The 14,147-nt window shown below is 51.2% G+C and carries 9 protein-coding genes; 6 read left to right on the top strand and 3 right to left on the bottom strand.

What is annotated here, in order from left to right:
- Nucleotides 1-31 precede the first annotated feature (31 nt).
- The 6 genes from CLV60_RS00410 (at nucleotide 32) to CLV60_RS00385 (ending at nucleotide 6,330) form a co-directional block, all read left to right on the top strand.
- Nucleotides 32-1,087, top strand: a complete 1,056-nt coding sequence (locus CLV60_RS00410) for a DUF3419 family protein (RefSeq protein WP_106593417.1) — start codon at nucleotides 32-34, stop codon at nucleotides 1,085-1,087.
- The gene (locus CLV60_RS00405; protein ID WP_106593416.1) at nucleotides 1,084-2,031 is read left to right on the top strand and encodes a hypothetical protein; all 948 of its coding nucleotides are present in this window, start codon (nucleotides 1,084-1,086) and stop codon (nucleotides 2,029-2,031) included. The genes CLV60_RS00410 and CLV60_RS00405 overlap by 4 nt, the downstream gene beginning before the upstream one ends.
- An 11-nt stretch (nucleotides 2,032-2,042) precedes the next feature.
- Nucleotides 2,043-2,975 carry a diacylglycerol/lipid kinase family protein gene (locus CLV60_RS00400; RefSeq protein ID WP_106593415.1) on the top strand — a complete coding sequence of 311 codons (933 nt, stop codon included), beginning with the start codon at nucleotides 2,043-2,045 and terminating at the stop codon, nucleotides 2,973-2,975.
- 80 nt (nucleotides 2,976-3,055) lie between these two features.
- On the top strand, nucleotides 3,056-3,958 hold the full coding sequence (locus tag CLV60_RS00395; RefSeq protein ID WP_170118670.1) for a UbiA family prenyltransferase: 903 nt from the start codon (nucleotides 3,056-3,058) through the stop codon (nucleotides 3,956-3,958).
- Between the two features lie 353 nt (nucleotides 3,959-4,311).
- The gene (locus CLV60_RS00390) at nucleotides 4,312-5,673 is read left to right on the top strand and encodes an aminotransferase-like domain-containing protein (protein WP_211302166.1); all 1,362 of its coding nucleotides are present in this window, start codon (nucleotides 4,312-4,314) and stop codon (nucleotides 5,671-5,673) included.
- A gap of 132 nt (nucleotides 5,674-5,805) precedes the next feature.
- On the top strand, nucleotides 5,806-6,330 hold the full coding sequence (locus CLV60_RS00385; RefSeq protein WP_106593413.1) for an N-acetyltransferase: 525 nt from the start codon (nucleotides 5,806-5,808) through the stop codon (nucleotides 6,328-6,330).
- Here the strand turns inward: CLV60_RS00385 and CLV60_RS00380 are convergent.
- From CLV60_RS00380 to CLV60_RS00370, 3 genes are read right to left on the bottom strand one after another with little or no spacing between them, the layout of a single operon-like run.
- Entirely contained in the window at nucleotides 6,320-10,348 is a 4,029-nt protein-coding gene (locus tag CLV60_RS00380; RefSeq protein WP_106593412.1) for a choice-of-anchor Q domain-containing protein, read from the bottom strand. The two genes, CLV60_RS00385 and CLV60_RS00380, sit on opposite strands and share 11 nt — an antisense overlap.
- Before the next feature lie 60 nt (nucleotides 10,349-10,408).
- Nucleotides 10,409-11,029, bottom strand: coding sequence for a response regulator (locus CLV60_RS00375; RefSeq protein ID WP_106593411.1), 621 nt, complete (start codon nucleotides 11,027-11,029; stop codon nucleotides 10,409-10,411).
- A gap of 30 nt (nucleotides 11,030-11,059) precedes the next feature.
- The gene (locus tag CLV60_RS00370) at nucleotides 11,060-14,065 is read right to left on the bottom strand and encodes a ligand-binding sensor domain-containing protein (RefSeq protein WP_170118669.1); all 3,006 of its coding nucleotides are present in this window, start codon (nucleotides 14,063-14,065) and stop codon (nucleotides 11,060-11,062) included.
- Nucleotides 14,066-14,147: the final 82 nt, after the last annotated feature.

Raw genomic sequence — 14,147 nt, 5'->3', positions numbered from 1 at the left:
GGGAAGAAATTATCAGAGCGGGTATCCTGATATGCTGTACTATACTAATGTCAACGAAGACAGCCGGGTAGAAAGAAACCTGTTGCAGTCAACGCATAGCAATACCGTTGTCGTCGTCGCAGGCAGCGGGGAGAGAGTGCTTGCATTGTTAGACAACGAATCGGTCGCGCACGTGCATGTCGTTGACGTGAATGAAGCAGCGCTGTTTCTTTTGCAGTTAAAACTAAGCGCGTTGAGCGTGCTGAGCGTCGATGATTACCTCAGATTTTGCGGACACAGTCCTGCAAAGACAGCTCAGCGAAAGGATTGGTTCGATCAATTGAAAAATGAGCTGCCTCCCGCATGCATGATGTACTGGCAAAATAACATAGCCTCCATCGAGAAAGGGATTGTCAACATGGGGCATTTCGAGAAATTCCTTCACAGAGTCAGGCCGTCCATCAATCTCATTCTTGGCAAAAACTTCCAAAACAGCTTCGGCAGCAATGGCTTACGCACAGCCTTCCCAAGGAAAAGGTGGGATTTCTTGCTGCGTATTTTCTCATTCCACCTTGTTTACCAATTGTGGGGGAATAGAGACGCCGCTTTTGTCAGTCCGGATGCCGTCGTGAAGCAAATTCCCTCAGCATTGAATCAGCTTGTCGATGACGGGGCTTTGCAGTCTTGCTTTATGGCTCATTTGATTTTCAAGGGGCATCTGCGCGAAATGATGCAGGCGGATTTTCCGCCGTCACTTCAGAAGGAGGTTCTCGAAAAAATCAAATCGAGAATAGCTTCCGCTTCACTGACCATTCATTACCATCATACCGACGTCCTGGATTTCATCCGCGCAAATGAGGCCGTCTTGCAGGGACCTGTTTTCTATTCATTATCGGACATCCTGAGTTTTGAGAATGTCGATTATTTGAAGCAGATATCAGAGCAACTAAAAGCGCCGGGAGATACGCTGGTATGGCGCACATTCCTGCGCAACCGGGTTGAAAAAGATCGCATTCACAATTTCCTGGATCACAACGATACCCGGGACCACACTGCTGATGAATGCACAAAAATGTATCAGGTATTTTCTTCACAAAATAAGATATGAACGATCCGGCATACGACGTGATATCCTATTCGGAAGAGCGGAACGATCAGCTTTTGCAATTCGAGAAAGGCATTGTACAAGGCGGCCAGATACAGCTGGAAATTGTAAAAGAACATTTTTTAAGCCGCGCAGTCGTTTTCAGCAATTTCGGGGTAATCATCGGGGTGGATGCACAAAACGATATTGCGGGTACCGCTATCGGTGCACAAACAACAATCGAAATCAACGGAGAACAGATCCAGGCCGGATTTGGTTTTGATGCCAAAGTATCTCCGCATCAAAGGAATAAGGGCCTGGGCAAAAATCTTGCAAAGGAAATGTACAGGCAATTCTTTAAACCGAATGGTCTGTCGCGAAACTTTATGACAGCTAAGATAAGTAATGCGCCCGTGTTGAAAATGATTTCCGGAATGCTTTCCAACGTGTGGATATATAACTTCACTTATCTCACCATTCCGACCTCCGCGAGGATGAAACCCGCCGATTTCTCCGGTTCAGCTCCCGATAATTTCGGCGTCCGGTTATTTGATCAGCAAAGCGTAAGCGATGATTATTATACATTTTTCGAAAATGGACTTGGTTGCTTTCACTCGCACAAAATGTATCAGCTAAAAATTAAAAAAGTAAAATCCGTTTATCGTGCAGCATTCTGGCTTTTAAGGAAATGCTACCCATCCAGGTATCAAAAGACTCCGAACGAAGGGGAAACAATGTCGTTCTCGATTCTTTATAATCATAGCATCGGCAACCTTGCGGGGATCAACCTGGTTTTGAAAGATCAGGAAAGCAAGGGCATCGGCTATTTGCTGGTATGCTGTAAAAAGCGGGGCGCAGTTTATCGGGCTTTGAAAAGCATTTCCATCAACAGTTACGATTACAATATCGTGTCGGATTTCCATTTGCAGGAGAACGACTCCGTAAACATAGATGTAAGGTGTTTATAAACCCCCAATCAATGAAAACACCGATATTCATCGTCATCAATCCGCACTGCCATCAGGGAGAAGGATGGAAAAGGTGGAAACACATACGCAGCCAGGTACTGGATCGATTGCCATCGGCAAAAGAAATTGTCACAGAAAATACGGAAGAACTTAGCCAGCAATTGGACGGCATTTTCAGCACCAACGAAGCCAGCTGCATTGTGTCTGCCGGCGGGGATGGCAGTGTTCATCTTGTAGCCAATGCGATTTTACAACACGAACAACCTTCCAGGCATGTACTGGGAGCGATCGGGCTTGGGTCGAGCAACGATTTTTTGAAGCCGTTCCAGTCTTTCATCCAAAAGCTACCGGTGCGGATCAACACCAGTTCCCACGTCCTTCGTGATGTCGGAGAAGTGCGCTACATCGACAAAAACGGTGTGAAGCAAAAGAAATATTTCATCATCAATGCCAGCATTGGCGTAACCGCCGAAGGTAACTGGAACTTCAACAATCCGGGAAAAACGTTGAAATGGTTAAAAAAAATAAATACCGGCGCCGCCATTACCTATACGGCCCTTTCAACCATATTCTCCTACCGGAACAAACCGGTTACAATCCGATTTAACGGCGAAGAAACAACTATGGCTGTCTCCAATATCAATATTTTGAAGATTCCATTTGTTTCAGGCAGTTTGCATTATCGGCAAAACATTCTACCGGACGACGGGCTTCTCGGCCTGAACATTTGTCGGGACATGAAAAGAATGGAGCTCATTCAGACATTAATGCAACTGGAAAAAGGGAAATTTGCAGTTAACGAAAAAAGGATATCTACATTCACCCAAAAAATTCAGATGCTTTCTCCTATCCCTGTTATTTTCGAATGTGACGGAGAAACAACCGAATCAACTGATATAGAAGTCAGCGTTAAGCAACAGGCCATCAACGTGCTCGACGCATGAAAACACCTGCAATGGAACAACACACGAAAAATTTTTATCCTATATTTTCAAGGTCATTTTGCCGGGCATACTTCATTCATATGCGCCCCTATTTGCTATTTATTTCCGGTGCGGCGGGGGCTATGGGAATTGCCATGGGTAAAACCACGGATACCGCCGAATGGAAATGCTGGCTTGCATTTGCGCCATTTTTCCTGGGCTACGGATTCGGTCAGGCGCTGACAGATTGCTTTCAGACCGACACCGATAAACTCTCGGCACCTTACCGCCCGTTGTCGCAGGAAGTAATTTCGATAAAGTCAGTATTAACGGTGAGCATTTCCGGCCTGCTGGCATCGGGCCTTCTAATGCTGTGGTTAAGTCCACTGGTTTTCGCACTCAGCATCGCGGCCGTAATCGGGTTAGCTACCTATTCATTTGTAAAAAAACACTTTTGGTTTGCCGGCCCGTTTTACAATGCCTGGATCGTAGCGCTGCTGCCGCTAATGGGTTATTTCATCACGCAACCACAAGGTGAATGGCAATTACCGGTTGATAATTACAGTTATATTCTCATTACCTTTTTCAGCTATGCCAATTTCGTACTAATAGGCTATTTGAAAGACATAGAGGCGGATAGGGCCACAAACTATCGAACCTTCCCTGTCGTATTAGGATGGAACAAGACGATGCTGACGGGCGATATTTTTGCCCTCGTCACACTCTTTCTGTTCTGGCAGCAAATCGCCATCAATGCATGGTCGCTGGCCTTTGGTATTGCCGGAAGTATCGTGACTGTCACTGGGCAAATTGCCGGTCACCTGACCAAAGAGGAAAACGAACGCGGGGCATTAGTCCCTATCACGTCAACCGTGAGAGGCTTTATTTTACTGCATATTGCCCTAATCCTCCGCTTTCAGCCAGATTGGTATTTGCTTGCATTGATTTACTATGCCCTGTTTGAATGGACACTTTTCAAGCGGCCTTCCAAATATCAGATTTAGGGCCGGGGCGACGGCACTGAATGGGTCTCATCCGCGAGAGCTTACCGAGCATTTTGATCCATCCCCGGCAGGCACCTGTCTTCCTGGCTTCCTCTTCTGATACGGTTGGGTAGTTTTCCGAAGTGTAAAATTTGGCCATTGTCAATTTGTTTAATTCTATTGATTGAGGATAAGTACATTAGCTGTTCGCAAGTAGCTAATTTTGATCAATAGCGATGGGCGAAAAAAATGTCGAAAGAGTAGGACTATCTTGCCAACCAGACTTATTGGCTATCAAGCGGTCTTTTACCCTTCAAAATGACGATATTGCTTGTAGCTGAATAGTAGATTAGTTGCCTGTTGGAAGCACAGCTATGAAGACATACAAGTTTGAAATATTTACGGATGTGATTGAGCGGAATATCCGTGAGGGAATTTTTAAGCCCGGTCAAAAACTTCCCTCTGTCCGGGCATTGAAACAGCAATATCAAACCAGCATCAGCACCATACAGAGCGGATACGAATACCTGATTATCCGTGGACTTGTGGAGAGTGTACCAAAATCGGGTTACTATGTCGCGGCCGGACCGACCATCACTGTTCCACAGGCTGGTGCCAGGCGCCAGCCTGTGGTGAGAGACCCAATTTTCAGGTGGCACCTTGCGTTAACTACCTCGCTCCGGGCGGGACCCAGTGTTTCGGAATTCAATGTAGCTGCTCCCGGAGATCTTTTGATCCCGCAGAAATTGCTGCTGCGTACCATGCAGCAGACTATCAGGGAACAGGGCGCCGGGCTGCTCAGGTATTATCCGCCGAATGGTTCTGCCGAACTTCGGAACCATATTATCCGGCACGCCGCAGTTCATAAAACCGCTATCAATCCCGACGAGCTGCTTGTTACGGACGGGGCCTTGCAGGCATTGTACATCGCATTGGCGTCTGTCTGTAATGCCGTTGACGTGGTGGCTGTCGAAAGCCCCTGCGTATTCTCCATGCTGGAAGTGATACGGGTACTTAACCTAAAAGTTGTGGAAGTTCCCGTCAATCCTTATGCCGGATTCGACATAGATTTCTTGCGGAAGGCTTGCCGTCATAACCGGGTTAAGGCGGTGGTGTTGACGCCCAACTTCCATAATCCGACGGGAACGGTGCTGAATGACGAGCAAAAACGCGCCCTGGTGGCTGTTGCGCAGGAATTCGGTGTGGCGATTATTGAGAACGACATTTACGGGGACCTGCACTTTCACGGTACCAGACCCTCCACCATCAGAAGTTTCGACGACAGCGGCACGGTAATGACTTACGCTTCCTATTCAAAAACGCTGGCAGCCGGGATACGGCTTGGTTGGTTGGCTGCCGGAAAATACATGCAGCGCGCCGAACAGATCAGGTTTGCATTGGGCAATACCGTTTCCCCTTTGTATCAGGAGACCGTCAACCGGCTTCTGAGCGACCACAGCTATGACCGCCATGTCCGGGCATTCAGAATGCAACTGGCCCGAAACGCCCATCAGGCCATTCAATTAATCTCGGAAAACTTCCCCGAAAAAACGCACGTGTTCACGCCCGCGGGCGGGTACAATGCATGGGTACAGATGCCGGACGGTACCGAGATGAATCAGTTTTACAGTCAATGCGAACAAATCGGAATCCGGTTTACGCCTGGCTATACATTCTCGTTTTCAGGCGTTCGACAAATACTTCCGGTTGGTTTACGCGGACAAATTCTCTCCTGACAGAATTGCGGCCGTCAAGCTGGCAGGGCAACGTTCACAGGCTAATCTGTACTGATCACTTTGTCAAAATGTGTATTGTGTATTGCCGCGGCCGTACATCTAAATTTGCCCCTGTACTATTGATACAGGAAAATGAATATTGTAACCAAATTCGTGATCGCGACGGATCAGGGAATAGAAACGCTTCTGACGCTCACCCGTCAACTGGCGATTGAGAAGTATTCGGCGGTCGTTGATCCGCAGACACTCGACCGCTACATTACTGAAAACTACCATAGGAAAGCGCTGATTGACGAACTTAACAGTATGTCCAATCAATGGCTCGTCGTATATGCGGATAACACACCGGCCGGATACGCGCGCATTACAACCCGCGGCAAAAAACCGCAATTGCTGGACGGCAAGCGATCCATTCGCATCGCAGATTTCGGAATCCTGAATGCATTCCCGGCGACGGCTGTGCGGGATTCCCTGCTTGAAAAATGCCTCACGGTCTGCCGGTCACACCAGGGTGTTCAAATCTGGCTCAACGAACACGTCGAAAGCCCCTGGATCCAAATGTTCGAAAACAACGGGTTTACCAGGATACAGGACGCCTGTACCCTGGATGAACTACCGTTGCAATCCGTATGTCTGATCGCGGAAATCAATTTTTAACCACTTTCATAACGGTACCATCATTGAACCGGATAAAGTAAATACCTGTGGGAAGGGAGTGGATGTCCACGTATTCCTTATCGGATTTGAAAGTCCATGTTCTGAGGTTCGCCCCCATCATGTCGACCAGGCTGGCAGTGGTTCCCGCAGCTCCCTGCCGTGCGATCCAGAGGCCGTGGGTAGCCGGGTTGGGATAAACGGATACAGGTTTCCGATTCTGAATTTTCAGGCTGACAATACGGCTAAAACTCTGTTTTCCATCACCCTCGGAGATCAGCAAACGGTAGTAAAGCAATGCACTACTCAACGGCGGATGATGACGGAACGTGTAGGTAGCCTCGGCTGCCTGGGTTGCAGGCACCGTTCCGGCCTGCTGGAAATCCCGCCCATTGGTGCTGTATTGAATATCATAGGCTGCAATATTCTCCTGTTCGACAACCCGCCAGTCCAGGCTGACGGCGTTCTCCGCATCGACCGCCCCTGTAAATGATACCAGCTTCACAGGCAATGGGCTGGCCACCGATCCGATAAAGAAACCGCTGAAACCGTCGACCGTGAAACTGACTTCCCACCGCTTTGCAGCCTCATGCCAGCGGATATTGGCGTCGTCCGGATCAATTATTGATGGGGAGCCCTGAAAATCGCCCGGCTTGCTGCCTGCCGCGCCCTCATATTGGAACACGCGTAAATTACTTTTGTTGACTTCGTCCGCGGCATTGCCGGGAAGGGGGCCGGAAGGGAGCTCCACATTGAATCGATCAAACTCATCTTGTGTAAAATAGAGCGTCATTCTGGCTGACCCGCCGGTAGGTCCATTGAAGAGGTAATGCCGCTGGACATAAGGTGAGCCTTTATGGAAGGCCACCTGGGCATCGATGTCTACCCGGACCGTCACGTTACCCGACAACGGGCTGCTGCCAATGGGCTCCAACCGGGTAACCAGCCGACAGGCTTCGTCGTTAGCCCAGAAATCGGTGACCGTGGTGACCATCCTGGCATTTTGGTCGCCATTTTTCGCCAGTGCATCGGCCGCTGTTAGCGGCGCCCCCTGGTACTCGAATGCTCCCAGGTCCACCGACAGGTTCGCTGCCCGTATGTCGCCGTTCGCATCATGCAATGCATTTTGTGGAATCAGCGCATTATTCCCTTTGTTCACCACGGGGCTGCATGCCTGCAACCGATAGTCGCCTACGCTGGTGGGCGCCAGGTCGTACCCGGCCGGAGCTGCAAAGCCGGGGTTAAGCGTTCCCGCCAGGTTACCCGACCCAACCGGCTGGCCCTGAACCAGGCTGTAAGTCAACGTAGGACTGCTACCGCCATAACTCCTGATGCCGGAGCGGTTCCCATAAACAATGCTGTTGTGAATGCCCGGCGAAGCATTGGTGTTGTTGAATATCCCGGCTCCATCGCCGGCCTCATTTCCTGCGATGGTACAATTGATGATCTGAGGCGAAGATCCGTTCCTGTTGAGCATCCCGCCCCCATTCTGTGCTGCGGCGTTACCGGTTATCTGGCAGTTGACCACCAACGGCGACGACTGCTCGTCGTTGAACATTCCCGCCGCGTAGTTGGCGTAGTTGTTCCGGATGATCAGGTTGGCAAACCTGAGCTTTGTGCCTGAACCATTTTGCTTACTGTAAATACCACCGCCATAATTTTGCGCCACATCAATGCCATTGTAGCCGGTGCTGCCGCCGCCGTCCGCATAGCCGTCCGTGATCACGAAACCATCGACTTCGATGCTATCCGCATCCGCCGGAATTCCCGCGATCACCATTATATGATAGCTGTTGTCATTCGGAGAGCCGGCATTCCCGATGGCCCCGCTCAGGGTCGTGCGATTGGCTGCCAGGTTTCGCTGGCCGGTAGCCGCATCGTATCCACCATAAATTTTGATCCCTCCCCGGGCGATGTGAAACGCATCTGCCCGGTTGGTACCCGAGGCGATGCCGGTGGGATAATATGTACCTTTTGCAACCAGAATCGTATCCACGTCGGTGTCGGTGTTCGCATGGGTCAATGCGTGCGACAAGGTTTTGAACGCTGTGCCCCAGGATGTACCATCGGCGCTATCGTCTCCTCCGGCTGCATCGACATGCAGAACCCGCATTACCGCTTGCGCCTGCTGGTTTTCATAAGCGCCCATGTCGATTGACGGGCCAAAGGACCGCGGATTGCCGGCGAGGTCCTTGTCATTGGTCAAATTTCCCCCGGCCGCAGTGTAGGCTGCATTGTTGCCGGCATCGCGCGCAGGGCTTGCATTGGTCAGATACAAAAAGTTGGCATCTGCGGGCAGGATCGAGGCAAAACCGGGATCAGTATCGATATTCCCGCCACCGTCTACGCCTCTCAGATCGTCCCAGTTATCGCTTCCGCCCCAATTGGCTATCAAACTGTTGGTAATTACCGGCAACGGGCTCCCCGAGCCGTAAATGGACGCTTCGGGACTGCTGTCTACCCCGATTGCCTCATTGTCCCAGATGATCGTGTTGCTCATTGTCAGCGGCGCCTGGAAGTTCACCAAAGCCCCGCCGCCAAACAGCGTGGAGACATTCCCCCAGAAGGTACAATTGGCTACAATCACAGATTCGCCCAGTCCGCTCATCATCCCCCCGGCCATCTGCGCCGTGTTTCCCGACACGACGCTGTTGATAACCGAAATGGAAGGGCAGCTTTCGTTGATGATTCCTCCGCCCTGGACAGAGTTGTTGCCCGTGATCCTGCTGTTCCTGATCGTCACGGTGGCGCGATCGTTCCGCATCGCCCCCCCACGCTGATCCGACCGGTTTCCTTCAAAAACGCATTTAGAAAAAGAAACCTGTGTCATGATATTGTGCAGCCCGCCGCCATCGGACTCGGCCGTATTTCTGAAAAATCCGCACCCGTTCAGCGTAATCAATCCGCCTCCGTTGCCCATCCCTCCGCCATTTCTGGCTTTGTTTTCTATGAAGTCACTATTCGTAATAGTGGGATTACTCTGGTTGTTCGCCATCCCTCCTCCTCCGTCAGCGGAGTTACCGGTGAAACTGCAGTCTACAAAAGAGGGGTTAGCCTGCATGTTACTGACTCCTCCCCCGCCGGTCGATGCTACATTATTTGAAAACACGCATTCATTGAATGTCGGGCCCGCAGCCCAGTTGATGGCGCCGGCACCTTCACTAGCCGAATTTGAATCGAATGTACACCGGGTAAACACGGGCTCCGAAGCCGAGCTCATAATCGTCGCGCCCCCTCCCAGGTCCCCCATATTCCGGTAAAACAGACAGTTTTTCACTGCTGGTGATGCGTTACTCAAATACATCCCGCCTCCCGAAGAAGAAAATACCAGCTGCCCGTTTACCGGAAGTGCGTCCTGCGCACCGTCCTCGGCGACGCCGCCTGATATCGTAAAGCCATCAATGGTTCCCGTCCCCACTATACCTCCCGCCAGAACCACATGATAGGCATTATCGTCATGATTTTCGAAATCGTCGGCATTGTCATTTCCCGACAGGTCACCGCTCAGTACCGTACCCTGTGCGGGCGAAGCGACGTTGGGCAGTATTCGTTCGTCATCGAGATCTTCAATTCCAGCGGCCGGGTCGAACCCGCCGTAGAGCTGCACATCGCGCACCATCACGAAGCCGTTGTTTCTGCCTCCATCGGTCGTGTAAAACCGGTCATCTGCATGATACGCCGGCAAATACTTCCCTTTGGCAACAAAAATACGAAGTGGGTTCGCACTACTCCATCCGTGACCGCCACCGGCATATTCCTCCCGGGCCCACTTGAGCGCGGCCGCCAGTTGCGGAACCGCATTGGCCCAGGAATTCCCGGCGCCCGTGTAGCCGCCGGCGCCGGTGTTGACATTAACGTCGACATACAAAATGTTGCCGGCGCCAGGCAAAATCCCCTGGCCGAATGCCGTTGTGTTGAAAAATACAATTCCCTGCCAACACAGAAGAATTGCCCATATGGCCGGGTGACGGTTCACCAAACGGTCGCGGCCTATCGATATAATTTGTAGAAGTTTTTCCATAGCATCGCAAAGTGAATCAATTCGCGGTTGCTACGGTACCCCTCTTTTGGGGGGGAGGAGCTATTTGTATTTCCGGCTTATGAGGGCGTGGCGGCTGTTCACCTGAAGTTTTTCGTAGATGTTTTTGATATGGTATTTGACTGTTTCCAGCGAAATGTCCATCCGGATGGCTACTTCCTTGTTGGTGAGTCCCTCTTCAATCGCCATCACAATCTGCGACTCGCGGGGCGTCAGGTTTTCCGATAGCTGTCCTGCATTTTTAGGATTGAAATACTCCACCACCTTCCGCGCGATGCCTGGCGACATGGGCGCACCACCCTCATACAAGGCTGTTACCGCCTCCTTGATCTGCGGCAAAGGGGTTTGTTTCAGTAAATACCCTGTTGCGCCATTGCACAGCGCCTGGAAGATCCGGTTGGCATCATCGTAAACCGTGAGCATCATTACGCTGCATTTGGGCGCCCGCCGTTTGATACGCGAAATACCCTTGATGCCCGACTCCCCCGGCAGCCCGATATCGGATAACACGATATCCAGGTAGATCGTCTCATTCCAATGTTCAAAAAACGACTCTACCGATGGCGCGGATAACAAAACGGAAATCCCCGGCTGGTTTCCGAAATAATGGTCCAGCATGTTTCTGATTTCATCGTCGTCTTCAATAATGCCCAGTCGTATCATTACGCAAAATTAGTCCGCACCTCTTTTAGTTTACATCCCTCTTTTGGGTGGTATTTCAAAAACAATGCGGAAAATACCTTCCGAATCGCTTACCGAAAGCTTTCCACCCACTTTCCCGGCGCGCAGCTCCATATTTTCAAGGCCTCGTCCGCCCTGGCGATCGCCGAATGAAACCAGCTTCGCGGGATAGCGGTTGGACACTACAAGCCTGATCATCGGGTCCACATGCAATGAAATGAGGATCTCCGCCCCGTCGCCGTATTTGATCGCATTGATGAGGGCTTCTTTGAAAATCAGGAAGAGGTTTTGGCGGACGGCCTGGGAAACTCTGCCGGATTCCACTTCCGCACCTTCGTCAAACCGGTAGCTGAAATCCAGCTCTTCCCTGAGCCGGTACGCGTAATCTTTCATCCGGATAACCAGGTCTTTCATGGTATCAAACCGTGAGTCGATAGACCATACCATATCACTCATAGTCAATAGCGCCTGCTTGCTCGTGTCGGCGATCAATTCCAATTGCCTGCTTTGTCTTCCTTCCTCCGGGTTAACCTCTTCCGGTACTTTCGCAGCCGGAGCGCCCGCCAGAGCGCTCGCCTGGAAAAAAATTCTCGTCAGAGAACTGCCCACTTCGTCGTGCAGGTCCGCCGCAATGCGGTTACGGATATCCTGCTCGCGGCGGATCTTGGCAATACGGCTTCGGTACCATAGCACCACGATTGCAGCGGCACACAGAGCCAGCATTCCCCGGAACCACCAGGTCTGCGAAAAGTGAGGTTTCTTGATCACCGTCACCAGGTTCAGCCTGTTTTCCAATCCGAAGCTCCGGGTGCGCAAACTGAGCTTGTATTGTCCCGGCGAAGCTTGGATGAGTGAAATAAATTGCCCTCGGACCAATGGCTCCCAATCGCCCGCATTGAGGGAGTATGCCACCTCGCTGTTGGCGCGGTAGTTCCCGGGCGTGCCCACATACAATGCCGTCAGGCTTTGGTTATAACCGAGCGTCAGCTGCTTCTCCTCACGATAGGGCCAGGTATAATCCCTGACTCTTTGCCCCGCTTTGCCGGTGGAGGTATGAATTTCCGTCACATAGCTTTCCAGTTGATCGTTCCGGTCGAACCAATTCTGATTCATGTCCAAAACAGTGTAACCTGACAACCCTCCCACATATACGCGCCTTCGCGCCTTGTCCACGAACGACGCGCCCGAATTGAACTCCGACTGACTCAATCCTTCTGCCCTGCCGATACGCCGCACGCGGTGTTGCGCGTCTACGAGATTCAGCCCGTCGGCCGTACCGAGAACCATTACGCCATCGACGCGTTCAAGACTGTATATCAGATTATTACTCAATCCATTATCCGTAGTTACACGGGCTGCCTCACTGCCATCGCTGCCCATCGCCACCAACCCGGCACCTTGCGTCGCGATCCACCATTTACTGCCGTCGACGATGACTTTGTATACTCCCATATTCCCGGATTTCGGGTATTTTTTTGTCAGCTTTCCCTGGTTAAGTTCAAACAGGCCAAGACTAGTACTCAGCAGCAACCGGTCGTCGCGGAGCCGCTCCATGTGCCTGATCTGCAAATCAAGTGCGTGCGGCGAACCGCCGGCAAGTTCGTAGCGATCGAGCTCCCGGCTCTTTTTATTCAGCAGCCAGAGCCCGTTCATTCCTCCGATCAGAAAATCGTCCGGCGTTTCGGCGAAGCACATGACATAGATCGGGAGATGCGCCAGGTATTTGGCCCGCGCATTCGGTGAAAGGCTATATTTTAACGGTTCAATCCTTCGGGTCCGCCGATCGAATACTTTCAAAAACCCGCCTTCCGTGCCGATCAGCAACTCGTTATCGTTCATCGGCAGCATGGTATAGGCGTGCTTCAATTCGGGAAATACAACAGCCTTTCCGCCGGCCTCGGCATACCCGGCCCCGCTGTATGTACCATAGAAAAGGGAGCCATCGGGGTAGACGTGGATGCCTCTTGTGCTGGTATTGGGACCAGGATTGGTATTCATCAGCTCCGAAAGCCCCTTTGTTTTGGGATAAGCTACAAATATCCCTTCCTCCGTTCCCAGAAAAATCTCCTGCTTTGAGATCCCCACGGACACGGTCCTGAACTTGCGTTTGGTCGGAATGCTAAGCTTCTGCCGCAGGCGCAATGCAGTGTCCATGATGTATAATGCGTCGTCTTCGGCGTACACGTGCATATCGGTCCCCTGCTTCACCACAAAATACTTATCATCGGACAGTTTAAAGCCTTTCGGGCGCATTTGCCGCACAAATCCGTCCTCCAACCGCAGACTGATATGCCCGGGGACGTCCACAAACAGTGTATCGGCATAACCTATCAAAGTTCTTACATAGCTATCCTCCCCGGACAACTTCCTGATCTGGGCGCGGTATCCCCGTGCAGGATCGATAGAGAGCAGGCTGCCGCCGGTGGTACCGACCCAGATTTTGTTTTTCCAGACCGTCATGTCACGGGGAGACAATTTGTTGCTGGCTTTCTTCCCAAGCTCAAAAAGATCGTCGATGCGATGAAACTCATCCCCATTCACCAGCAGCAGATGCCCGTTTTCGTAGGCAATGACGATGGTCGCATCGGGCAGCTCCGTGATCGAAAACACCGCGCGGTCCTCAACGGGCGGAAGCAGTACCGAAGCTACCGGATGCACCTTCCAGGTCCTGAGATCGAGGTAACTGAGGTTCGCATTACCCGCCATCCAAAGCCTGTCGTGGCGATCGATGAGAATATGCTGCGGCATATCGGCTGTTTGAGCCTGATCGGAGATTGTTCGCAGGACATCGAGCGCCCGGTAGCCGTCGTACCGGTAAATCTCGCCGTTGGTCAGGAACCAGACAAATCCTTTGCTGTCCGTAGCCACATCCTTGATCAGCACTTCGTCGCGGTCGGGAAAGAGTTTAAGTTTGGTGATGGTGTAATCCTGCGCTATCGCCGGTTTGCACCAACTTGCTATCCCTATACTGAGAAGAAAAATCACTAAACGCAGCCACTTTACTCCGAAAGTACTCATATGGTAATGACCCATGAAATTGTAACTTTCGGTTAATCTAGATAATTCCGCCAACTTTTAACCAATTATCGGGACATCTTTT

The organism is Dyadobacter jiangsuensis (assembly GCF_003014695.1).
Lineage (GTDB): Bacteria > Bacteroidota > Bacteroidia > Cytophagales > Spirosomataceae > Dyadobacter > Dyadobacter jiangsuensis.
Note: the sequence above shows the minus strand (reverse complement) of the source record. Positions and strands in the feature narration are given on the sequence as shown.